This window comes from Ureibacillus thermophilus (genome assembly GCF_004331915.1).
GTDB classification, from domain to species: Bacteria; Bacillota; Bacilli; order Bacillales_A; family Planococcaceae; genus Ureibacillus; species Ureibacillus thermophilus.
In genome coordinates this window covers 1,745,145-1,768,034 of the sequence record NZ_CP036528.1, presented here as the reverse complement: position 1 = coordinate 1,768,034, position 22,890 = coordinate 1,745,145, and the positions used below count along the sequence as shown (strand labels likewise).

General features: G+C 39.1%; 22 protein-coding genes. 1 reads left to right on the top strand and 21 read right to left on the bottom strand.

The window, feature by feature from the left end:
• Window positions 1-15 precede the first annotated feature (15 nt).
• From DKZ56_RS08745 to DKZ56_RS08650, 20 genes are all read right to left on the bottom strand, one after another.
• The gene (locus DKZ56_RS08745) at window positions 16-825 is read right to left on the bottom strand and encodes a C40 family peptidase (RefSeq protein WP_208649630.1); all 810 of its coding nucleotides are present in this window, start codon (window positions 823-825) and stop codon (window positions 16-18) included.
• Window positions 822-1,604: a serine hydrolase gene (locus DKZ56_RS08740; RefSeq protein ID WP_208649629.1), complete on the bottom strand. Its 783-nt coding sequence runs from the start codon at window positions 1,602-1,604 to the stop codon at window positions 822-824. The genes DKZ56_RS08745 and DKZ56_RS08740 overlap by 4 nt, the downstream gene beginning before the upstream one ends.
• An 8-nt stretch (window positions 1,605-1,612) precedes the next feature.
• Entirely contained in the window at window positions 1,613-2,545 is a 933-nt protein-coding gene (locus DKZ56_RS08735) for a S66 peptidase family protein (RefSeq protein WP_208649628.1), read from the bottom strand.
• The gene (locus DKZ56_RS08730) at window positions 2,542-3,489 is read right to left on the bottom strand and encodes an ATP-binding cassette domain-containing protein (protein ID WP_208649627.1); all 948 of its coding nucleotides are present in this window, start codon (window positions 3,487-3,489) and stop codon (window positions 2,542-2,544) included. Before DKZ56_RS08730 ends, DKZ56_RS08735 begins: the two co-directional genes overlap by 4 nt.
• Complete coding sequence (locus tag DKZ56_RS08725; protein WP_208649626.1) at window positions 3,479-4,534, bottom strand: ABC transporter ATP-binding protein; 1,056 nt, start codon at window positions 4,532-4,534, stop codon at window positions 3,479-3,481. Before DKZ56_RS08725 ends, DKZ56_RS08730 begins: the two co-directional genes overlap by 11 nt.
• Window positions 4,535-4,545: 11 nt before the next feature.
• A complete protein-coding gene (locus DKZ56_RS08720) occupies window positions 4,546-5,520 on the bottom strand; it encodes an ABC transporter permease (RefSeq protein ID WP_208649625.1) in 975 nt (324 codons plus the stop codon).
• Window positions 5,520-6,464 (bottom strand): ABC transporter permease, encoded by a 945-nt coding sequence (locus DKZ56_RS08715; RefSeq protein ID WP_208649624.1) that lies wholly within the window; start codon window positions 6,462-6,464, stop codon window positions 5,520-5,522. The genes DKZ56_RS08720 and DKZ56_RS08715 overlap by 1 nt, the downstream gene beginning before the upstream one ends.
• A 103-nt stretch (window positions 6,465-6,567) precedes the next feature.
• Complete coding sequence (locus DKZ56_RS08710) at window positions 6,568-8,406, bottom strand: peptide ABC transporter substrate-binding protein (RefSeq protein WP_208649623.1); 1,839 nt, start codon at window positions 8,404-8,406, stop codon at window positions 6,568-6,570.
• A gap of 28 nt (window positions 8,407-8,434) precedes the next feature.
• On the bottom strand, window positions 8,435-9,502 hold the full coding sequence (locus DKZ56_RS08705; RefSeq protein WP_208649622.1) for a mandelate racemase/muconate lactonizing enzyme family protein: 1,068 nt from the start codon (window positions 9,500-9,502) through the stop codon (window positions 8,435-8,437).
• Window positions 9,503-9,514: 12 nt separating this feature from the next.
• Window positions 9,515-10,309 (bottom strand): M55 family metallopeptidase, encoded by a 795-nt coding sequence (locus DKZ56_RS08700; protein ID WP_208649621.1) that lies wholly within the window; start codon window positions 10,307-10,309, stop codon window positions 9,515-9,517.
• Window positions 10,306-10,986 carry a M15 family metallopeptidase gene (locus DKZ56_RS08695; protein ID WP_208652216.1) on the bottom strand — a complete coding sequence of 227 codons (681 nt, stop codon included), beginning with the start codon at window positions 10,984-10,986 and terminating at the stop codon, window positions 10,306-10,308. Before DKZ56_RS08695 ends, DKZ56_RS08700 begins: the two co-directional genes overlap by 4 nt.
• A gap of 223 nt (window positions 10,987-11,209) precedes the next feature.
• Complete coding sequence (locus DKZ56_RS08690) at window positions 11,210-12,247, bottom strand: DmpA family aminopeptidase (RefSeq protein WP_208649620.1); 1,038 nt, start codon at window positions 12,245-12,247, stop codon at window positions 11,210-11,212.
• A 253-nt stretch (window positions 12,248-12,500) separates the two neighbouring features.
• Entirely contained in the window at window positions 12,501-14,297 is a 1,797-nt protein-coding gene (locus tag DKZ56_RS08685) for a carbon starvation CstA family protein (RefSeq protein WP_208649619.1), read from the bottom strand.
• A gap of 299 nt (window positions 14,298-14,596) precedes the next feature.
• On the bottom strand, window positions 14,597-15,004 hold the full coding sequence (locus DKZ56_RS08680; RefSeq protein ID WP_208649618.1) for a bifunctional adenosylcobinamide kinase/adenosylcobinamide-phosphate guanylyltransferase: 408 nt from the start codon (window positions 15,002-15,004) through the stop codon (window positions 14,597-14,599).
• Complete coding sequence (locus DKZ56_RS08675) at window positions 14,956-15,555, bottom strand: histidine phosphatase family protein (RefSeq protein ID WP_208649617.1); 600 nt, start codon at window positions 15,553-15,555, stop codon at window positions 14,956-14,958. Before DKZ56_RS08675 ends, DKZ56_RS08680 begins: the two co-directional genes overlap by 49 nt.
• Window positions 15,525-16,301 (bottom strand): adenosylcobinamide-GDP ribazoletransferase, encoded by a 777-nt coding sequence (gene cobS / locus DKZ56_RS08670; protein ID WP_208649616.1) that lies wholly within the window; start codon window positions 16,299-16,301, stop codon window positions 15,525-15,527. The genes DKZ56_RS08675 and cobS overlap by 31 nt, the downstream gene beginning before the upstream one ends.
• Window positions 16,302-16,312: 11 nt before the next feature.
• Window positions 16,313-16,867 (bottom strand): bifunctional adenosylcobinamide kinase/adenosylcobinamide-phosphate guanylyltransferase, encoded by a 555-nt coding sequence (locus tag DKZ56_RS08665; protein ID WP_245989395.1) that lies wholly within the window; start codon window positions 16,865-16,867, stop codon window positions 16,313-16,315.
• Between the two features lie 200 nt (window positions 16,868-17,067).
• Entirely contained in the window at window positions 17,068-18,270 is a 1,203-nt protein-coding gene (locus DKZ56_RS08660) for a Ger(x)C family spore germination protein (protein WP_208649615.1), read from the bottom strand.
• Window positions 18,267-19,370, bottom strand: coding sequence for a GerAB/ArcD/ProY family transporter (locus DKZ56_RS08655; RefSeq protein WP_208649614.1), 1,104 nt, complete (start codon window positions 19,368-19,370; stop codon window positions 18,267-18,269). Before DKZ56_RS08655 ends, DKZ56_RS08660 begins: the two co-directional genes overlap by 4 nt.
• Complete coding sequence (locus tag DKZ56_RS08650) at window positions 19,367-20,971, bottom strand: spore germination protein (RefSeq protein WP_208649613.1); 1,605 nt, start codon at window positions 20,969-20,971, stop codon at window positions 19,367-19,369. The genes DKZ56_RS08655 and DKZ56_RS08650 overlap by 4 nt, the downstream gene beginning before the upstream one ends.
• A gap of 162 nt (window positions 20,972-21,133) precedes the next feature.
• On the opposite strand from DKZ56_RS08650, the gene DKZ56_RS08645 reads away from it, so the two are divergent.
• Window positions 21,134-22,519 carry a DHA2 family efflux MFS transporter permease subunit gene (locus tag DKZ56_RS08645; protein WP_208652214.1) on the top strand — a complete coding sequence of 462 codons (1,386 nt, stop codon included), beginning with the start codon at window positions 21,134-21,136 and terminating at the stop codon, window positions 22,517-22,519.
• A gap of 59 nt (window positions 22,520-22,578) precedes the next feature.
• On the opposite strand, the gene DKZ56_RS08640 is transcribed toward DKZ56_RS08645, so the two are convergent.
• On the bottom strand, window positions 22,579-22,890 hold a 312-nt coding region (locus DKZ56_RS08640), incomplete at its 5' end, for a hypothetical protein (RefSeq protein ID WP_208649612.1).

Here is a 22,890-nt window from a genome sequence, read left to right as displayed (position 1 = left end):
TATCATTTCGATTATCTATCCAAAAAGACTTCCAACCGCCGTAATGGAAGTTGCTAAATCTTTGCGATATTGTGGATGATTGGCATCAAGACTATTGATACTTACTTCATTTCCGCCGAGGGAAGAATGCACATAGAGTCCATCTCCCATATACATGGCGATGTGTCCAGGGAAATAGAGCAAGTCTCCCTTTTGGATTTGCTCAAAGGAAATTTCCTTAATTGGAAACCCTTTCACAATTTGAGCATCCCGGTAAATATACACCCCATTTAACATATAAGCCATGGAACATAATCCTGAACAATCAATGCCAAGGGGTGTTTTTCCTCCCCAACGGTAAGGCGTCTTTAAATAACTCAATGCTGTTTGGACTACCTTTTCCCTGAATTCTTCTTCAGAAAGATTTTCTACGATTCTATTGCGAATCCAATAAGTTCGAGTATATCCAATTTTTCCATCCGCCAATTGTATTTTTGACCACTCTTCCGATTCCGGGTCTTCGATCATTGTAATAAGAGAGCCTCTTGCCAAGGTCGCTAGTTTGCTGCTTTGAATTTTCGGTTCTTTTAAAACATCCGCAAAGTTTTGGATAATAATATGCTTTGCGTCCTCATTCCATTGATTTGCCTTCTTATCATCTACCAGCAGTTGTTCTTTTAAACAATAACCTTCGTATCGATAGGCTGTTTGGACATATACCCATGTTTCATTGACATCTTCTAAAATGTCAACGACCATTCCATATAATACTTCATCAATGCATTCAGAAGCTGCATCTGGTTCTTTATACAGCGTCACAATCATCTCGTTCGCGATGGCTTTCATAGGGTTTCTCCCCCTTTATCTGATTCATAATAGTCATACACCATTTTTGAAATGCGTCCAATCCATCGTTTTCCCATTTCAAAGTCTCTCACTTCTGTCAAAAATACACCGATGATATAGTTCCCATTTCGATGATACACAATTCCCACATCATGGCATACTGTATCCAGACTGCCCGTTTTGTGGGCGATTCGGGCATCTTTAATATATCTCTTTAAACGTTCATAGTCTGTTTGTTTGCATAATATGTCAATTGCTAATCGATTTAGCTTTTCAGGCAATAATGTTTGTTGGGAAATCATTGTAAATAAATCTGCCATATCCCTTGCTGTTGTGACATTATCATATCCTTGATTCAACCGGTCAAAATCCATCATCTTCCGTTGCAGCTTTGTATTTTTCAAGCCGATATTATGGAAATATGTGTTCAAATAATCAAAGCCAAGTAAATCAATCAATACATTAGTGGCAGAGTTGTCGCTTACAACAGTCATCCAATAGAGCAACTCATAAATGGTGCTTGTGGTTAAATCCTGTTCTGTAATGACGCTGAAGTCCACTTTATTTTCAGGTGAAATATCGACTGAATGATTTAAGGAAAGCTGATGCTCCTGTACGTAATGAAGGACGGCGCATAAAATCGGAACTTTAATAATACTTGCGCTCGAGAAAACTTCATCCATCTTTTCAGCGATTAGGTATTCGTTCGTTTTTAAATCTTTCACAAAAAGATGTGTTTTACAATCCACTTGTTTCAACAAGGTTCGGATTTGTTCCATCTTGCCACCTATCCAATCACTTTAATCGTTTTCGTTTCGGTATTAAATGTAATCTTCTTGCCTAATGGCAGCGTCATCGTAGGCAACACATGACCACATGTAATGTCCATTAATATCGGTTTGCCTGTCGGTACTAAAATTTCCTCAAAGATTGTTAGTAATCGCAAGCTTTGTTCAGGCTTTTCCGGATTTTGCGGACCGCAATTTGTCCAGCCGCCTAACAAAATGCCCGCTGCATCATCAAACTTGCCTGCTTGTTTCAGCTGCGTCAGCATCCGGTCTACACTTCGTTCATATTCATCAATATCTTCCAAGAACAAAATTTTTCCTTTTGTATCAATTTCGTAAGGAGTGCCTAATGAGGAAGCCACTAATGTTAAATTTCCGCCAACCAGTTCCCCAGTTGCTTCGCCAGGAACAAGAACCGTCATCGGTTTTCCATCCGCATTTTCCAACACATAATCAGACCGTTCCGTATCCATTACACATGATAAAAAGGAATTCCACGTATATTCATCCATTTCTTCTTTGATAAATTCTGTGGAAGGCATCGGCGAATGGAATGTAACAAAATCGCATTTTTGATTGAATACAATATGAAGCGCTGTTACATCGCTATAGCCTGCAAAGACTTTCGGCTTTTGTTTAATCATTTCTAAGTCTAATAGTGGCAAAATTCTTGCAGCGCCATATCCTCCACGTATACAGAAAATCCCGTCAATTTCAGGATTGCGGAACATTTCATTGACTTCATTTGCTCTCAATTCATCTTTCCCGGCTAAATACCCATGTCTTTCCTTGCATGTTTCCCCTACAACGACGTTAAAGCCAAGGTCTTCCACCGATTTAATGGCTTTTGGCAAATTTTCTGGCGGCGTTGGGCTTGACGCGCTGATTAAACCAATGGTATCTCCTTTTTTTAACGATTTTGGAATTCTCACATGCTTACCCCCATTTTTAGAATTTCACAGTATCGTTCCACTTCTTCTTCATTGGCAAGGACAAAATGACCTTCTTCAATTTCAACAAAAGAAGGAGGCATTTTATCGTAGTGATGTTGAGAAGGATCGTATATTTCCATTTTTTTGCTGCGTTCCTTGTATGGATTCGGTTCAGGAACAGCGGACAACAATGCACGAGTATATGGATGAAGAGGATTGGAAAATATTTTCTCGGTCTCTGCCAATTCCACAATGTTTCCTTTATAAATCACAGCTGTCCGATCAGTGAAGAAGCGGACAATGGATAAATCGTGGGCAATGAAAAGATAAGTCAAATTTTTTTGTTGCTGCAGTTTAGTTAATAGATTTAAAACTTGCGCCCGAATAGAAACATCCAGTGCAGAAATGGGCTCATCGGCAATAATAAACTCTGGTTCCATGACTAAAGCACGGGCTATCCCAATCCGCTGGCGCTGGCCGCCGGAAAATTCATGGGGAAAGCGGGAAGCAAACTCCGGCAAAAGCCCAACTTGCAGCAATGCATCCCGCACCTTCTCTTGCCGTTCATTTGCATTGGAATATTTCTTTGTATTGATTAAACCTTCGCTAATAATATACTCTACTTTTGCCCGTTCATTTAAAGAAGCCATTGGGTCTTGGAAAATCATTTGGATTTTTTGGGTGATTTCACGATCCCAATCTTTTGGTATTTTTCCATTAATGCGCTTGCCTTTAAACAAAATTTCGCCGCTGGTTACCTCATTTAAACGCATGATGGCTCTGCCAATCGTAGTTTTTCCAGAGCCTGATTCCCCTACTAATCCAAAGGTTTCGCCTTTGTAGATTTGAAAACTTACATTTTTTATGGCTTCAAATTTTTTCTTGCCTTTTCCAAAAGTCACATTTAATTTTTTCACTTCCAGCAATACTTCTCTATCCCCCATGGGCATACAGTCTCCCTTCTTCAAAGAATTTTTTTAACACTTCAGGAGGCTCTACTTTTGGGGCATTGGGATGCATCAGCCAAGTTTTCGCAAAATGCGTATCACTTACTTTAAAGTAGGGTGGGGTTTCTACAAAATCAATTTTCAACGCATACGGATTGCGAGGGGCAAAAGCATCACCCTTGATTTCTTTAAATAGATTTGGAGGCGTTCCTTTAATGGAATATAATTCTTTTCCTTTTTCACCCAATTGTGGAAGGGCGGAAATTAAAGCCCAGGTATACGGATGTTTTGCATTAAAAAAGATTTCATCCGTTTTTCCAAATTCAATGACATCGCCTGCATACATGACCGCAACCCGATCGGCTACTTTTGCAACGACCCCCAAGTCATGGGTAATATAAATCGTAGTTAACTGATATTTTTCCTGAAGCGTTTTCAGCAAGTTTAAAATTTGAGCCTGAATCGTTACATCCAAAGCCGTAGTTGGTTCATCGCATATTAATATTTTTGGATTGCAGGCAATGGCGATGGCGATAACAATTCGTTGACGCATTCCACCAGAAAATTCATGGGGATATTGTTTGTATCGCCTTTCCGGATCTTGGATGCCCACATCTCGAAGCAATTGAAGCACCTTTTCATAGGCTTCTTTACCTTTTAATCCTTGATGCAAAACAACCGCCTCTTCTATTTGCTTCCCGATGTTTTTTAGAGGGTTGAGGGAAGTCATCGGGTCTTGGGTTACCATGGCAATTTCTTTCCCACGGATTTTTAACCAATCCTTTTCCGTTTTGAATTGGGCTAAATCTTTTTCTTGATAGAGAATTTTACCTTGCGCAATGTAGCCGTTTTTATCTAATAATCCCATTATAGATTTCATTAGAACCGATTTTCCCGACCCAGATTCACCTACGATGGCTAAACTTTCGCCTTTATACAAATCTAAAGATACGTCGCGAATCGCTGTCAGGACTTTACCGCGCAATGAAAACTTAATGACTAAATTTTCTATAGATAAGATTTTTTCCTTTGTCTCTTTCATCTGAATGCCTCCTATACGTGATTTTTCGGATCAGCTGCGTCAGCAAAGGCATTTCCTATAATATAGAAGGAAATCGTTATAAAGCTTAATACGATACTTGGGAATAGAAGCTGATATCGCAAATCCGGAGACATCATCAATACTCGACCTTCATTGATTAAATTTCCTAAAGATGGTTCGCTTACCGGTAGCCCTAGGCCGATGTAAGTTAAAAATACTTCTGAACCTATGGCGAAAGGAATCGCTAAACTCATTCGCAGCATAATAATCGAAATTAAATACGGCAATAAGTTTTTCAAAATAATGCGGGATGTTGGTGTTCCCAATGTTCTTGATGCTAAGTTATATTCCCGATCTCTCAAAATGACGATTTGGTTTCGGATAAATCTTGCCATCTCCACCCAACCGGTGATGCACATCGCAATAATAATGGTTGAGATACTAGGGCGTAATATTAAAGACATTAAGATTAATACGATAATCGTTGGGATATTTTCGAACACGTTATAAACATGGGTAATGGTACCTTCTAATTTTCTGGAATATCCCCAAAGGGCGCCAACCGCAATGCCAATGATGGCTTCCACAACGGCGACAACGACACCGATAAATAATGAAGTTCTAGTTCCTGCCCAAATGCGCGACCATAAGTCTTGGCCAATGGAGTTTGTCCCGAACCAAAAATCTTCGTTCGGTTTGACATTTCGAGCTTGATAGCCTGTATCCGGATCCAAGTAGATTTCTGTTGGCGATTTTTGGTTTGGCAAATAAGGTTGAATTAAAACAAACAATACTAGGGCAAGAACTAAAATGAGCAAAGTTACGGCCACTTTATTTTTTAAAAAAGACTGCCAAGTAGACCGCCAATAAGAATAATTGGAATAGCCTATTTTTTCTGCCTGATCTTCATCTTGCGCAGCAAATTCAAATAATTGTTCCGTCGATTTGTCTGTAATATTGCGAATTTCTTCTGAATATAAGCCCATCAGCGAACACTCTCCCCTTTTCCAAATTTAATGCGAGGATCAACGAGGGCCATTAAAACATCACCTAAAAATAGGCCGATGATCCCTAAAGATGAGAAGATCAAGACAAGTGCTTGAACAAGGGGATTATCTTGACGCTGGATGGCATCTACAAGCAAGCCACCCATTCCTGGAATGGAATATAGAGATTCAATATAAATTGAACCCGTTATTGTTAATAAAATTGTCGCTGGCAAATATTGAGAAAGTGGTATAAAGGCATTTCTTAATACATGGCGAAACATGATTGTACGCTCTTTAACACCTTTTGCTCTTGCCAATTTAATGTAGTCTTTATTTAATTCATCCACCATATAACGTCTCATCCACATGGCATAAGAAGCGATAGGCCCCAAAGATAATGAAATGAGCGGCAAAACCCAAGTAATTGGCCTATCTTCATCAAACAACATAGGCAAATTGAAAAAATCTGTGATATAGACTTGGATAAGCAAGAAATAAACCATGGAAGGCACTGCCACAATAAAAACAATATAGCCTGTCCCTAGTCGATCTAGCCATCTTCCTTTAAATTGGGCCATTAAAATCCCTAATGGAACCCCAATGAGAATGGAAACGATGACCGCAGCCACTCCAAAAGTTAAAGAATACATGATTTTATCTGAAATAATATCCATCACAGGTACATCCGTACGGTAGGTAATGGATTTTCCAAAATCACCTCTCAATAAATCTATGTAAAAGTTTCCTAATTGAACGAGTATTGGATCCCGCAGCCCTAAATTCGTTAAATAAATTTCTTGTTGTTCCGGCGTCATTTTATCAGCAGCAGCACCTAAATAGCCTTCTTCAGGCAATAAACGCAGTAATAAAAACACCGCGGTCACAATAATAAATAGCGTCACTACCGACTGCAAAAGCCTTTTCCAGATATACTCTATCATTTTCGTCCCCCCTTGCTGCCTATAGAAGTGAAGAAAGGAGATGATACTAGGCCATCTCCTTCTTCAAACGCAATTCTATGAATCAATTCATTGAATAAATGTTTTATTTCGCTTCAGCTAAAGCTTGAGCACGTTCTTTTTCCCACTGTGCTTTTGCTTCTTTGAATTGTTCGTTGTTCATTGGTTTGTCCAACAATTTGCGGCCTTTGAATTTCTCGTTGGAAACGCCGAATTGAGAGTATTGTGCATCAAATGGATTCAATCTTGATGCAATATATCCTGAACCACCTACTTTGTATGGAACAACGAATGCTTCTTCAATTAAGAATGCTTCCGCTTCAGCAAATAATGGATAACGCTCTTTCGGGTCAATAGCTGCTTTTGCTTTGTTGACCATATTGTCATAGATTGGTTGGCCATTTGTATCTGTATATCCTTCTGCTAATTCTGGTTTGTTATATGTTCCGCCTGTAGTAAATGGGTCTGTGTAAGTGGATGGATCCGCATAGTCTGGACCCCAGTTCACTTCCATAAAGGCAAACTTACCTGGACGGCGGATTTCGCCAAGGAATCCTGTTGAAGGTCCTGCATACACAATAATGTCAATATAATCTTTGCCTAATAGATTTTCCATTTGTTGTTCAATCACTTGCGCACGGTTTGCCCAGTCTGGCATTCCAGAGTTGTAAGGCATTAAGACTTTCACAGGAAAAGTTGCTTTTCCTTGAAGCTCAGCCATCGCTTTTTCTTTATATTCAAGCGCTAGGTCTTTATCAAAGGAATCATTATTTGTAAATTTCGCCAACGGTTCTAATTGTGTATAGTCGACACCATCTACATCCACAAAGTTTTTAGGTGTGATGGTATTGTTTAATAATGATTCTGGTTCATAAGGTTCTTCTGTCAACATGGCAGAAACGCGGTCAAGGGCATGGAATAAAGATTTACGGAAGTTTTTGTTATTCACTGCCACTTTCCAGTTTTCTGGCTCATATTCTGCATCAAATTGCGGATCGAAGTTGAATGCATAGAAATAAGAGTAGAAGCTTGTTGTACTTTGACGAATTAAATCTTTTTTCTTAGGATCGTTGAACCAATCATCTAAAATTGCCGTTGGGATAGCAGCTTCATCCACTTCTCCGCGCAAGAATAATTCCGGCGCTACGTTCGCTGCTTCTTTGTTATACTTGTACTCGATTTTGTCGATAAATACATTGTCTTTATCCCAGTAAGTAGGGTTTTTCGTCAATACCCGTTTATTTTGCGGTTCAAAATCAGTTAATAAATAAGCTCCGTTGTACAAGAAGTTTTCTTTGGAAGTACCAAAGGCATCTCCTTTTTCTTCTAAAAACTCTCCATAAACCGGGAAGAAACATACATAGTTCAACATGGAAAGGAAATAAGGAGTTGGCCCTTCCAATGTGTACTCGAGCGTATAATCGTCAAGAGCTTTTACACCTACTTGTGAAAAATCTGTAATTTCTCCGTCGTAAAAGGCACTACCATTCTTCACGACTGTTGCAATCCAAGCTGTGGAAGATTCATTTTTCGCATCAAGCACATATTTCAAACCATCCACGAAGTCATGAGCAGTTACTTCAGCAACTTCATTGCCTTCATAATCCACCCATTTAACGCCTTTTCGAAGATTAAATGTCCATACGGAAGCATCTTCATTTGATTCCCAAGATTCAGCTAAACCTGGTTGAGGAACCCCGTATTTGTCATACTCGATTAAGCCATCCACCAAGTTTGCAGCAACAGCAAACTCATTTGTCTCAGATGTTTTTAAATAGTTCAGCGTTTTAATTTCACCTGAGTACACGATGCGGTATACAGATTCTTTTTCTTTTGTTTCTTCCTCATCTTCGCTGCATGCTGCTAGAATAAGAGAAATGCAAGCCAGCAAAAAGAGTAAGTACATTTTCAAGCTTTTCTTCATTTTGACCCCCCTATATTTCTAAAAAATTTTATATTGAAAATCCTATTCCAGGGGCATCAGACATTCTTATCCATTGGTTTTCGAATGTTGGACCACCTGTTACAGGATCTTTCAAACAAAGGCTTGGCCCATCTAAATCCACCATTGTAGTGTTCTTTTGTGATGCAGCAAAATGCGCTGCAGCACTTACGCTGATTTTTGTTTCCAACATGCAGCCGATCATGCACTCTATGCCATATGCTTCAGCAATGTGAACAATTTTCTGGGCTTGGTAAATCCCGCCTGTTTTCATCAATTTAATATTGATGCAGTCGCAGGCGCGCATCTCGATAAGTTTCAATGCATCTTTTGGAGAAAACACACTTTCATCGGCTAATATGTTGGTTTCGGTATGGGCTGTGACATATTGCAAGCCTTCCAAATTAGCATAGTGAACAGGCTGTTCTACTAACTCTATGTTGACATCGGCATCTTCTAATTTACGAATAATTCTGACAGCTTCTTTAGGAGACCATCCTTGGTTTGCATCTACACGGATTTTTACTTTTGGTCCTACAGCTTTTCTTATGGCAATGACCCGGTCAACATCTTTTTCCTGATTTTTTCCTACTTTAACTTTCAAAATTTCATATCCCCGATCCACTGCTTTTAAACTGTCATCCACCATCGTCTGGACATCATTGACGCTGATTGTGATGTCCGTTACAAGCTCTTTGCGGTAGCCGCCCAACACTTTATATAAAGGCGCGTTATAGCGCTTGGCAAATAAATCATAAATGGCCATATCCACCGCTGCTTTTGCGCCTGTATTTTTATGGAGGCATTGGTCGATGCGCTCCATAATTAGAGCAATTTCTTCAATTTCCATGCCTATAATTGCAGGTTTTATATATAGTTGAATTGCCCCGATAATGGATTCGCGGGTTTCACCTGTAATGACAGCAGTAGGAGCCGCTTCTCCTATGCCGACCTGCCCTTCATCTGTATAGATATAAACCCCAATATTTTTGATTTTATCTACTGTTCTTAATGCCGTTTTAAATGGTGTAATGAGAGGGACTTCCACATCAAAACATTGGATGTCTGTAATTTTCATGCTAATCCACCTTTATGTTAAAAATTGCAATGCACGTAACACATCGAAATAATTGTCTGTTTCAAATATCACGGTATTATGTGGTTTATATTGAGCCCCAGGATAAAAGGAGTTTCGATAAGCACGCGTATGATCTCTGTAAATAATCTCCACAACGAAATGCTTTGGAAGCATTATTTGGAGAGATTTCCGATCCACTTTCATCGCTTCCTCTACTAATCTTTTAGTCTCTTTCAACGCTAGTTTCGGGCTGATGCTGACGGTTGCACCGCCAATGCCTTCTTTGATTGGTAGAGTTACAATATTTTCGTTTAAAGATTTCACTTCCTCAGTCAGTCCAACATCCCCGCTGACAAAGGCGACCGGAACTCCATGCAGTGCAGCTGCATAAGTATTAATTAAAAATTCACTTGCATATTCTCCATTGATTTTTACATCGGCACTGACCACTAACGTATGCGCCAATGGATTACGATGGCTTCCGCCTTTACTGTGGTAGCCGATAAAAATAGCGCGGTCAAAACTTTCATCTAAACCGGCAACCATACACATTGGATCGCCAGTCCAGCCGCGGATAATTTTCACATTTTCCGGCAAGTTTGAAATATCAATATTTCTTGCAGAGTCATGGGCATCTTTTAAAACGATTTCCGTTGCGCCGCCAGCGATGGCTCCTTCAATTGCAGCTTCCACTTCTTTTGTCATCTGCTTTTGAAAAGGTACATAATCCAGCGCATTTTTTTCCGTCTCAATCCAAGTGGTTGAACCCGCAACCCCTTCTAAATCTGCACTAATAAATACTTTCATAAATACCTATACTCCTTTACATCGTGGTTGTTTATTTCTGCTATTATCGGACCATACCGCACGATTTTTTCCTTTGCCCGTCTTGCCCAGGAGATATTTCCAAAATCATAATGCCACCATTCTTCCGAATAATTATTAAATCCAACTTTTGTCAAACAGTTGTATAAAATTCTTCTATTTCGGAGTGCTTCAGCATTTTCTTCAGGGTGGTTTTCAAAATATCTCGTTGCGGATTTCTCGCTTATTTCATCAAATTGTGTTCCTAAGTCGAGCTCATTTCCATTCTCGTCACCCAATGTAAGATCAATGGCCCCCCCTGTGATATGCGGAGAAGTTTTGAATGGATCCATGCTCGGCAAGGCGACATATTTTAAAGTTTCTTGCAATATTTCTTCATCCGAAAGCTCTTTGTTTTGCTTTTGGATTGTCGCATAAAACAAATCAAATAAAGCTTTTTGTACTTGATATGGGCGAAATCCATCATAGAGGATAAAACTATATTGGCACGCCAAAAGGTCTAAAGCTTTTTTTAAACGAAGATATACCTCCTCGCGCAAATAAATGGAATTTATACTAGATGGTATATTTTGTTGGAAATATATGGGTTTAATAAATAATCTGTTGGGTTCTTGTTGCACTTTGATGAGCGGTTCCTTGCATTCAATAATCTGCGACATTCTTTGTTGTAATGGAGTTTGATAAACGTCTATGGGTGCAAGTAAAAAATCCTGTATGAAAACCACCTCAAACATTACATTTTTTCAATATTATAAAATCACAAAATTTTTAGAATAATTAATATTTAAACTGAAATATAGCATACTTTTTTTATTTTTGCTAGTTATTCATTTGTTTTTTATGGAAAATAAGTAATATTAAGGATTACACAATCCATCTTCCTTACCATTTAAACGCATGAACAACATGCCCGTTTCTTCCAGTTGTTGTCACTGCCTGGGATAAAGAATTTAAAATAGCTTCTTCTGTTGCTTCTATAGCAGCAGTAAATAATAAATTCATTACTTCATGATCTTCTCTGAGCTGATTTCTGGATTCCACCATATTATCAGTGAAATGAGGAATTTTGTGGGCTGTTGTAAATCCAATAACAATATCTCCGCTGCCGTGGGAATAATGGCTTCCGGTTCTCGCCAGTCCAATTCCACACCGTTTTATAACGCGAAGCAACTGGTGGCTAGATAATGGCGCATCTGTGGCAAGCACCATGATGATGGAACCGTCTGTAGGTTTCACAGTGGCATTTTCTTGTGATTTCTCCACTTTGTATTGCTCGCTTCGAAATTCATGGCTTTCCCCAAAATTGCTTAATACTAAACAACCAACTGTGTATGTAAGCCCCCCGTTTTCAACGATTCGAGAAGAAGAGCCAATCCCTCCCTTATATCCAAAACAAATCATTCCTTTTCCAGCCCCAACCGCCCCTTCTTCCGCTGTATCCTGCGACGCGTTTCGAATGGCTTCAATGGCATGTTCAGGCTTTACTGGACATTTGCGAATCGAATTTAAATAGCTGTCATTGCATTCGCCGACAACGATATTAATGGTTCCCGTGGAAATTCCAATTTCCGGATTTTCTTCCAGCATATACTCCAAAGTGCCTTGAGTCACATTAGGAACGCCAAAGGTATTTGTCAACATAATCGGGGATTCGATAACGCCTAATTCATTTACTTGAACAAGGCCAGTCGTTTTTCCAAAACCATTAATCACATAGCTTGCTGCCGTTACTTTTTCTTTAAATAAATTTCCGCCATGGGGCAATATGGCCGTTACGCCTGTGCATGCATATTCACCTTTATCATCAATGGAAAAATCCAGGGTTACATGACCTACTCTTACCCCCTCCACATCTGTAATGCAGTTTTTTCTTCCAACCGGCAATTTGCCAATCTTAATACCTAATTCCCTTACCTTCATATATCCAACCCCAATCTATAAGGTTTAATTATTTTAAAAGGTAAAAAATTCGAAATAATATGATTATTTCTTATTTTATTATAATTTTTCCATTTTTTCTTAAAAATTCAATAATAAATTTATGATAATAATAGGCATCATTCTAAAAATTAAAAAAACGCACAGAATGCCTGTGCGTTTCATGTTAAACAATCTTCAATATCTATTTTTTCCCCTTAATTGAACTTGATTTCCCCATCCTAAATCTATAGAATTAAGAATTTACAGCCACTTTGCTGAAGCGTGGGCTTGACCAAAGCTCTTTCCACTTTATAATCGATGTGATTACAATGACCACGCCAAGTATTAACATAATTACGGATAGAACCCCATTGACTACATTATATCCTCCAGCCGCTTCGTTCCAATAAACGTTTTTAATCATCCAGATGCCTGCCACGTTTACTGATACATATAAGTAGGCGAGTGGAATGAAGCAAGTTAAAGCATAAATGCGTTTGTCGGCAATTTTCAAGACAAATGTAACGCCGCATACTAAACCGATAGAGGCCATCAATTGGTTGGAAACACCAAACAGTGCCCATACGGATGCGATGTCGCCGGAATTCAATAAATATCCCCACATTAAGCAGGCCAAGGCGCTTGCTACGATTGCACCGAACATCGAATCCGTTTTCTTCAACGGTTTAATTACATTTCCTAAGAAATCTTGGATTAAATAACGTGCTGTACGAGTACCTGCATCAATTGCAGTTAGAATGAATACAGCTTCAAACATGATCACGAATTGATAGAAATAGCCCGTCAAATGGCTGAACCATTTGATTCCTGAGAAAATGGATGCCATACCTACCGCCAATGTCACAGCACCGCCAGTACGTCCTTCAAGTTCCATGCCAATCGCTTCTGAGAGCACTGGCAAATCAACGATAGTCATACCTAATTGAGCAAATCTTTCAGGTGAAGTATTGATTGCAAAATAGTCGGCTGGATGTAATACAGTTGCAGCGACCAAAGCCATTACCCCAACAACACATTCCACCAACATGGCACCGAATCCAACAAGTCGGATATCTTCCCATCGGTTTAACATTTTCGGAGTCGTACCAGATCCTACGAATGCGTGGAAACCTGAAATCGCACCGCATGCAATCGTTATGGATACGAACGGCCACACAGGACCTGCGACAATTGGACCTCCGCCGTTTAGAAAATCCGGAATAATAGCAGGGAATTGAATCGCTGGATTGATAATAAATACACCAATGATTAACGCAATAAATACTCCAATTTTCATGAAACTGGACAAGTAGTCACGCGGTGCAAGCAAAAACCATACCGGTAACGCTGCTGCAAAGAATGCGTAAATCGGCAAGATCATCGCTAAAGTTTCTTTATCTAATGTCAATACTTCCCCTAACCAAGTACCTTGCAGATTTGGTCCGTAAAATACGGCTGCAACTAACAAAATTACACCAAGGATAGTGGATAATTTGATATTTCCAGTAAACTTATTGATTAAGCCCATCAGCATGGCGATTGGAATAGTAGAAGCAACCGCGAATGTTCCCCAAGGATTCTCTGCCAATGCTCCTAAAACCACCATGGAAAGTCCAGCCATTGTAATCGTAATGATGAAAAGCATGGCTAGTCCTGTACAAAAACCAGCAACTGGTCCTAATTCTTCTTTCATTACTTCAGAAAGGGATTTTCCGCCTTTCATCATCGATGCAAATAATACGACTGCATCATGTACTGCTCCCCCAATAACAGCACCAATCAATAACCATAAATATCCTGGAAGATAGCCAAATTGCGCTGCCAACACCGGACCTACCAACGGACCTGCCGCTGCAATCGCTGCAAAATGATGTCCAAAGGCGATCCATTTATTGGTTGGAACAAAATCTCTCCCATCGTTATTTACATGTGCTGGGGTCGGTTGATTATCATTGATTTTCAACACTTTCTTTGTAAAGAAAATGCCGTAGAAGCGATAGGCAATCACTAGAATACAGATTGCACCAATTACAAGTGAAATCGCATTCATCCTTACATCCCCCTTCTTCTTTCTCCACTTCCTTAGAAATCCCCTTGAAAATTATTTCTAGAAAGTTTTTTAATATAAACATATCCTAGCATTATTTTTGTTATATAACAATATTTTTTTGTTGCTTCTGTTATATATGAAAAAATACATATAATTATAGAAGAAATTTTTTTATCCAGGGAATATAAGTAGTCATTTTTGCGGTTTATTTCTGCTTTATTCATATTTTTCTATATTAATTAATATTTTTTAATATTTTAACTTTTTCAACGACCCTATCATCCACCATGAAATGCTGGTCACTCCCTATTTTCTTTTAATATTTCTGGAATTCCGTACCATACTCGAATGACTTTTTCGCTTCGCTTAAAAAGCTGCTGGTACAATCTGCCGCAAGTATCCCTCAAATGGCGGTCATCCTTGGAAAGGGGGACGATGCCGCGGCCGATCTCTGTGCAAATGCAAATCAAATTCGTCTCTTCATCCAATTTCCTTAACTTGTCCATCAGTTGATTCACAATTTCATCTTCCGTCAAATCTCCAAACATCGGAATCATTTTTTCAAAACCGCCAATAACGACATATTCCTCTTTTGTAAAAGGTCTGTCTGGAATTTCCCCTTCAAAGAAATGCACCCGCTGCCCCTCTAATAATTGTTTTACAAATTTTCGTTTACCATTATAGGCGCCACCGATAATCGATTGCATACTTCTCCCCCTTTCAATGACTCTATATCATCCCAGAAAAGTGTATATATATTTCGATGCTGCACCACCACTTCCTGAAAGTTTTTTTCCTCGCAAAATTTAGATAGAATCAATCGGATTACACCACCGTGAACAACAAACACATATATCCCAGGGTGCTCTACAATTTGTTGAAAGCAATCCAACACCCTCTTTTGAAAAGCTGTAAAAGCTTCACCATTTGGAGGAGTCACCTTTTGTGGAACATCAATCCATTGCCGATACCGTTCATCATCTTTTAAATCTTCATAGGTTTTCATTTCAAAATCTCCAAAATTCAATTCTCTCAACTCGAAAAATGGATGAAAAACGGCATTGGGAAAATAGAGTCGAGCCGTTTCCAAGCAGCGTTTTAAGTCGCTGCCATAGACAACATCGGTATGTATCGGAACTATACAATTCACCTTATCATAAACGATGGATTCATCCGTCCATCCGATATATTTTCTCTCTAAATTCGCTTTCGTTTTTTCATGTCGAATCAAATGAACAATAACAGAAGAACCCCCCATAACACCAGTTCCATCCCTTCATATAATGCACCGAGCAAATCGCCCGTCATGCCGCCGAAATGCACATACGTCCATTTACGATATAACAAAGTAACAATGAACATGCTGAAAAGCAAAACAACCAAAAAGATATCTTTTAACAAATATGCAGCGATTATGATAAAGACTAAATAACATTCAATAAATATCCATAAACGTTTCGGCATCACTTGATTTTTAAAGAAAGACGCCAAACCCGATTCCTTCACATTGACCGACAAATTAAAGTAGATCAGCATCGCCATTCGGCATAGTACGGGCACAAAAAGAAAATAGTAATATAAATTCGATGGACGTTTAAGGAACATGTCATAAAAAATGCCGATTTTCAATAACAACAGGATGACTAAAGCGATAGCCCCAAAAGCACCTACACGGGAATCACTCAATATTTCCAACCGTCGTTGTCGATCCCGATAGGAAAAATACGCATCCCCCAAATCAATCCATCCGTCGAGATGCAAACCGCCTGTCATCACAATGTTCAATACAACGACAAGGATTGCCAAAAACAAAGGGGAGAATTCAAAATAATAATTATTCACCGTTAGAACAAAAACAATGATTAGTCCCATCAACAAGCTGACGAAAGGCATAGCACCAAACATGGCTGTAACGCTCTTATTCGTCATCGGTAAAGTCTTTCGAATAGGGAAAGACGTAAAAAATTGCAAGGCTAATAAAAACCCAGTCACTAAATTTTTCACACAAACACCGCCTATTTTTTACGTACACTTAATCCATAATCCAATTCATATGCTTCATCAGAAATCGCCACAATCCATTGATGAAGCTTTCCAATCAGTTCCCGATATAAATTAACTTCCTCAAAGGGAGAAGCTGCTTCATCGAGCACTTCATTCGATACGAGTATGAGAATCGATCCGTCCTCTTTCCATTTCATGATTCTTTTTTGAAAGCTTTCAATGTATTGCTGAATTTTCAAGTATCTTTCATCTTTCAATTTTTCCGTTTTATACAAGATGTTATTAATCCATGTGGTGATACAATCCCATAATATAATATCATGCTTTTCAAAAGTGATTGCTGGTAAGTCATCCTCAACTTCCATTGTTATCCACGGCATGTTCGATTGTTCCCGATCTTTTTGATGGCGAAGAATGCGCTTTTTCATTTCTTCATCGAAAGGAACGCCGGAAGCAATATAATATAAACCTTTTTGATATTGTTCAAAAAGGTTTGTTGCATAATGTTCTGCAAATGCGCTTTTTCCGCTCCGAACTCCACCGGTAATAAAAATGATTTTGCCCAAATTGCTCCCTCCTTTTTTTGTTATCGAGAGCACCTTCATCCAAGAAAAATTCTTTCAACTGATTTTCATCTGAAAGGTATCTCGACAATATAGGCAGCTCCTGTTTATCGTGCTACCTCCAATTAATCCCACAGGGCCTCTTCAAAAAAAAACTGCCTAACAATGAGTATATCATTTATAGGCAGCTACAATTAAACTGATTAACCCCATTCCAAACCAGTTCTTCGGATTTTATAATCCAAATGGATGGTAATGTCTAAATCTTTATACACTTTATACCATCCTTCATTGTCTTTAACTTTTTCATTCCAGTATTTAGGATAATATGCTCTTACCATTGCCCCAAGGCCAAGGGGATCGGACTCATCTTCCTGCAATTTTTTCATCAGCGCCAATAACGACTTTTCACCAAATTTGGAAATAGTTTTTTCAATTTCCTCCAATTTTTTTTCATTTAAATCTTTTGTATAAAGTTCTTCTTCTATAAAACCTTCTATTTTCATATGAATGGATACTTTAGGTTGTCCATTCACCAGGTCTATTGAAATTTTGGATTTTCTTCGTAATGGCTTTACAAGGTAAACTCCTTTTTGATTCTCGGGTTTCACGACATTCGTATAACCTGCGGGATTTTCTCCTTGCAATGCCAACACCGCTCCTGTTTCGGTTGGGGACAGCTTTCCTACCATCTTGTATCCTCTAAAATAAGCGAGCCCGTCCACTAAAATATGATCTCCCTTCGATTTGACGAGTGGAACCATGGCGTCCACGCCGATATCTGAAAAATCGATCCATATTTTCCCTAGATACTCGCTCGGCAATTTTCCATATCGAACGGCATCTTGTAACGTACTTGCCAAATACAAAGAAGGAACAGTTTGAACTGGAGGAGTGGCTTTTAATATCTCTTGTGCATCTCCTTCTGTAACCATTAGCCAAGACGTTCTTCTCACTTCAAAATCCCTTCTTAAAAAATCCATAATATCTTTTAGACCACTTTTGGCAATTTTATCGCTTACGACGATGATTTGAATATGGCCCAAATAAATTCTTTCAGCCAGCTCTTGTTGCAAATTGGAGAGCGCATCTTTCATCGAATACCCGTAAGCTACCAACAGCCAATCGGTCTCTTCAGAATTCGTTTCTCCTCCTGAAGGGCCTAGCATGACTTTCCCTGGCACTGCCAGTTGAGCAGTCATTTTATAAACGACTTGATCTTCTGTTACAGGAAATTCTCCTTTTGCATGGGTTACTTCATGCATCACAATATCATCACCTTCATCGGCAATATCAATGGAAAGTGCCAAAATATTTGCCCGTTCTTCTATTTCATAACGGTCCCAGCATCCGCATAACAACAAAACGGTATTCATCAATGCAAATGATAAAAGGAACTTTTTCATTGCATTCCCACCTTTTTACGAAAACGGCCGATGATTAATAAAGAAATTGGAAGTATTATATATAAAATCATCGCGAAACCAGCGACTTTAATGCCATAGCGATATATTTCGTAAATATTATTCGGAACCAATGCTACGATAAATACAACCGGAACCATAAGAGTTGCGATGAAGTGATATTTGTCTGTACGAAATATCTCTGCCGTTCCCCGAACAATGACAAAATAATAAGAAAGCAATGTTGTAAAAACCGCAAAAATCCAATTAATGAGAACGATCGCATCCACTCTCGACAACACTTCTCCCGGTATTTCGATGATTCGGCTAAGGGATAAAACAGGCCAATAGATTTTGTGTAATTCTACTACCCCAAAAACACCTAGAGATACTACAATGGTATAAATGATGGTTACTCCTCCCAAAAAGAATCCCCAAATTCCATGTTTCAAACTTTTGTTATAATCCTTTATATATGGAGACAACATGGCAATCACATAAAAATTTGTAATCGCACTTGCCATGTTTAAAGCTCCATGCATAAACTCTTTGAACGACAAATTATGGCCTAAAATAGGCAAAAAATGATACACTTTGATGTCTTCAAAGGCAAGGAAAAATAAAATCATTGGAATCAATATAAACGGTAAATAAAAAAAGTGAATATAGGCAAAGGTAGAAACATTGTGAAAACCAGCTAATGCACAAACGATAATCATTAAGATGATGGAAATTTCAATCGGTGTATTCGGCAATAAACCGTTTGCCAGAACTTCCGCAAATTCCCTCACTTCAAAGCTCATGATTATAATCGCCAAGATGACAATCAAACAATTGAAAAACGTTCCAATAAATTTGCCCAATAACATCCGATTGCATCCCATAATCGTATGATTTGGGTATTTTTTTCCTAACAGAATTAACGCCATAAGGCTGATAAATGAAATCATTAAACCAGTAATACTGACTATAATGGCTGCTTCTCCTACTTCTGTCACAATAATTCTCGGCAAAACCAATAAAGTAACACCGATAATTGTACTTGCAATAATACCTGCAAACTGAATTGAACTAATTAAATCCGTATGCTTCGAATGCTTCATAGTTTTTCCCTTTCTTCTTTATTGAGAAAGTTGTAATTTGTATAGTCTTTTGGTACATCTCCTATTCGCGTTTTATCTTGCGGATGAATTTTCGCTGGACGTTGCATCATTTTTCTATATGGAGCTCGAATAATGGAATCTTTTAAAGACTTTATATCTAATGGTGCATAAGGTGACATGTATGGAACGCCAAAAGAACGTAATGAGAGCATGTGATTCGCTACAAGGATGAGTCCCAATGCAATTCCCAGTAACCCTAATACACCTGCTAAAATAATTAGAAGAAATCGTAGCATGCGGAACGTATTGGCTGCATTATATGCAGGGACAGCAAAGGAAGCAATCGTTGACATCCCGATAATAACAACGGTGATGGGACTTACAAACCCTGCTTGTACGGCAGCTTGCCCAACAACAAGCACTCCTACAATCGATAAAGCGCCGCCGACTTGTTGCGGCATTCGCACACTCGCTTCCCGCAACACTTCCATCGAAAACTCCAGCACTAGTACTTCAAACACGATTGGAAATGGAATGGTGAGGGCGCCGGTGGAAGCCGCAACGACATATTTGGCCGGAATCAACTCCGGATGGTACGAAAAGACGGTTACATATATGGCAGAAAAGGTTAATGAAAATGAAAGCGCCATAATCCGAAATATCCGGACTAAAGAGGAAAACACCCAGTGTTGATTGTAATCTTCCTCTGTATGATAAAATTCGTTGAACGTTGCAGGAGCAATTAATGCTGATGGACTTCCATCGACTAAAACGGCAACACGGCCTTCCAATAGATTCCCTATCACCCGATTTGGCCTTTCTGTGTTAATCAGCTGAGGGAATGGAGAAATAGGATTATCTTCTAGAAAGTGCTCGATATAGACAGAATCCAAAACGCCATCAATTTCAATGGCATCAATTCTTTTCTTCACTTCTTGTACTAAAGTGGGGTTGGCTATATCTTCTATATAACAAACAACCACTTTCGTTTTCGTACGAACGCCCACTTCCGTTTCCTCCACACGAAATTCCGGAATGGGAAGACGATACCGCAACAATGCAATATTTGTTTGTATTTGTTCAATAAATCCATCTCTTGGCCCCCGTACAACCCGCTCCGTTTCCGGTTCCTCGATGCTTCGTTTTTCCTTTATTAAAACATCGAGTTCCAGTGCTTCTTGGATACCATCAATTATCACAATGGCTTTCCCTTGTACAATAGCACCAATCACTTGGGATAGATTTTGAACCGTTACCACGTCGTTATAATAAAGTATATTTTCCATAATATACTGTGGTAAATTGGCGTGTTGTTCCTCTGTCATCACATGTTCTTGCAATTGTTTGAGAATGTCCTGATTGATGACTTTTTTATCAACCAATGAATTGAGATACACAATGGCTGATGGGGTTTTTTGAAAAAGTTCAAATCGTCGAATGGAATAATCCATGTCCTTTTCGAAAATTTTTTTCAAAATCTGGATATTCTCTTCAAGTCGGGGTGAGAGTGGTTTCTCTTTATATTCATTGACAATCTTGCTTTCCAGAAATACATCTGTTTTATCTGTATTGTGATTGCTCTTCTTAAAAAATGGTGACATTCAAAATCACCTGCCTATCTGTTTATAGTTTTTGCTGTTATTATGTTCGAAGAAAGATATTCCATACATGTGATTCATTTCTCTTTTCTTGATTTCTTTTCTGAAATATTTTAAGCTTTCTTTATTATTTCCTTTCTATAGCAAAGGAGAATTGATTTGGATATGGTAAATAAAGTTTCATATAACCGCAATGTAATCGTCAGCATTTTGCTTGCGGCATCCTTTGTTTCTTTGCTGAACCAAACGCTTCTTATTGTGGCATTGCCGTCAATTATGGAGGAATTCTCCATCAGTCCATCACTTGCCCAATGGGTGACGACCGGGTTTATGATGGCCAATGGAGTGATGATTCCAATTACTGCATTTCTCATTGAAAAATATAGCAGTAAAGCATTATTAATTTTTGCCCTCGGCGTCTTTGCCATCGGTACATTCATCGGAGCCATAACCCCGAATTTCTGGCTACTCATAGCTGCCCGCATTATTCAGGCGATTGGTGCAGGAATGTTAATGCCGTTGATGCAAACAGTTATTTTCTCCATCTATCCTGTGGAAAAACGCGGGGCTGCCATGGGAATGAGCGGCCTTGTAGTTGGTTTTGCTCCAGCTATTGGACCGACTCTTGCAGGATGGATTATTGATCACTTTTCGTGGAGATTTTTATTCTTTACCGTCTTGCCATTTACGCTGATTGTGTTCATTCTTTCCATCTTTTTAATGAAAAATGTGACCACACAACATGAAAGAAAACTGGATGTATTGTCGGTGATATTGTCTTCCTTTGGTTGGGGCGGCATCCTTTATGCAACGAGTTTGGTAGGATCATATGGATGGGCAAGTACAAACGTGATTCTTTCCATCGTCATCGGTAGTTTTTCATTAATATTCTTCATCAGAAGACAATTTAAGCTGCAGCAGCCGATGTTGAATTTCACCGTGTTCCAATCCAAGGAATTTACGTTGACGACGATTCTTTCCATCGTTGTATTCGGGTTGCTGATCGGCATTGAAACCATCTTGCCTATTTTCGTACAGAAGATTCAACAAGGTTCTGCCCTCACTTCTGGGGTTATGCTTTTGCCGGGTGCCATCATCACAGGTGCCATGTCGCCGGTTTCAGGAAAATTATTTGACAGATTCGGAATAAAGGGATTAGCCATCAGCGGATTTGGTTGTATCGTATTGGCCTGCGTTTTGTATAACTTCATCGACCAAAATACTCCATTTGTTGCCGTGTCTATCATGTTTACAATCCAAATGCTCGGCTTTGCATTGCTTTCCATGCCGTTGATGACCGCTGGAATCAATTCATTGAACCGCGAATTGATTGCCCATGGTACGGCTATGCACAACACGATCCGGACAGTCGGCGCCTCCATCTTCACAGCGCTCCTTGTAACAGTGATGAGTGCTGGAAATGCTCAACAAGTAGCTGGCTATGAAATTTCAAACGGAATTAAAACGGCCTTCTTCGTAGCATTTATATTTGCATTCATTGGCTTCATCCTATCCTTCTTCCTTTCTAAGAAGAAAATGCCAAACACTTAAAAAGAACGAGATGTCTAAAAGTTTTAAAAAAGATCGAATGGAGAAAACAATGAGTTTCACTATTCGGTCTTTTTTCTTATTTGGTGGGGTGGATTTTCATTTAGTGCGGATGAATTTCCATTTTGTGCGTTTACTCCTCCAATTAGTGCGGATACTTCCACCTTTTGTGCGTTTACTCCCCCAATTAGTGCGGATACTTCCACCTTTTGTGCGTTTATTCCTCCAATTGGTGCGGATACTGCTCCGTTTCGTGCGTTTACCTCCTCATTTCGTGCGGATACTGCTCCGTTTCGTGCGTTTACCTCCTCATTTCGTGCGGATACTGCTCCGTTTCGTGCGTTTACCTCCTCATTTCGTGCGGATACTGCTCC

Excerpts from the sequence above, each read along its gene's own strand:
- DKZ56_RS08720 (WP_208649625.1), bottom strand. The coding sequence starts at position 5,520 with ATGGGCTTATATTCAGAAGAAATTCGCAATATTACAGACAAATCGACG.
- DKZ56_RS08685 (WP_208649619.1), bottom strand. The coding sequence starts at position 14,297 with ATGAATGCGATTTCACTTGTAATTGGTGCAATCTGTATTCTAGTGATT.
- DKZ56_RS08650 (WP_208649613.1), bottom strand. The coding sequence starts at position 20,971 with ATGTCACCATTTTTTAAGAAGAGCAATCACAATACAGATAAAACAGAT.
- DKZ56_RS08725 (WP_208649626.1), bottom strand. The coding sequence starts at position 4,534 with ATGAAAGAGACAAAGGAAAAAATCTTATCTATAGAAAATTTAGTCATT.
- DKZ56_RS08680 (WP_208649618.1), bottom strand. The coding sequence starts at position 15,004 with ATGCAATCGATTATCGGTGGCGCCTATAATGGTAAACGAAAATTTGTA.
- DKZ56_RS08705 (WP_208649622.1), bottom strand. The coding sequence starts at position 9,502 with ATGAAAATTACAGACATCCAATGTTTTGATGTGGAAGTCCCTCTCATT.
- DKZ56_RS08740 (WP_208649629.1), bottom strand. The coding sequence starts at position 1,604 with ATGGAACAAATCCGAACCTTGTTGAAACAAGTGGATTGTAAAACACAT.
- DKZ56_RS08695 (WP_208652216.1), bottom strand. The coding sequence starts at position 10,986 with ATGTCGCAGATTATTGAATGCAAGGAACCGCTCATCAAAGTGCAACAA.
- DKZ56_RS08730 (WP_208649627.1), bottom strand. The coding sequence starts at position 3,489 with ATGGGGGATAGAGAAGTATTGCTGGAAGTGAAAAAATTAAATGTGACT.
- DKZ56_RS08710 (WP_208649623.1), bottom strand. The coding sequence starts at position 8,406 with ATGAAGAAAAGCTTGAAAATGTACTTACTCTTTTTGCTGGCTTGCATT.
- DKZ56_RS08675 (WP_208649617.1), bottom strand. The coding sequence starts at position 15,555 with ATGGGGGGTTCTTCTGTTATTGTTCATTTGATTCGACATGAAAAAACG.
- DKZ56_RS08745 (WP_208649630.1), bottom strand. The coding sequence starts at position 825 with ATGAAAGCCATCGCGAACGAGATGATTGTGACGCTGTATAAAGAACCA.
- DKZ56_RS08655 (WP_208649614.1), bottom strand. The coding sequence starts at position 19,370 with ATGAAGCATTCGAAGCATACGGATTTAATTAGTTCAATTCAGTTTGCA.
- DKZ56_RS08660 (WP_208649615.1), bottom strand. The coding sequence starts at position 18,270 with ATGAAAAAGTTCCTTTTATCATTTGCATTGATGAATACCGTTTTGTTG.
- DKZ56_RS08700 (WP_208649621.1), bottom strand. The coding sequence starts at position 10,309 with ATGAAAGTATTTATTAGTGCAGATTTAGAAGGGGTTGCGGGTTCAACC.
- DKZ56_RS08715 (WP_208649624.1), bottom strand. The coding sequence starts at position 6,464 with ATGATAGAGTATATCTGGAAAAGGCTTTTGCAGTCGGTAGTGACGCTA.
- DKZ56_RS08645 (WP_208652214.1), top strand. The coding sequence starts at position 21,134 with ATGGTAAATAAAGTTTCATATAACCGCAATGTAATCGTCAGCATTTTG.
- DKZ56_RS08690 (WP_208649620.1), bottom strand. The coding sequence starts at position 12,247 with ATGAAGGTAAGGGAATTAGGTATTAAGATTGGCAAATTGCCGGTTGGA.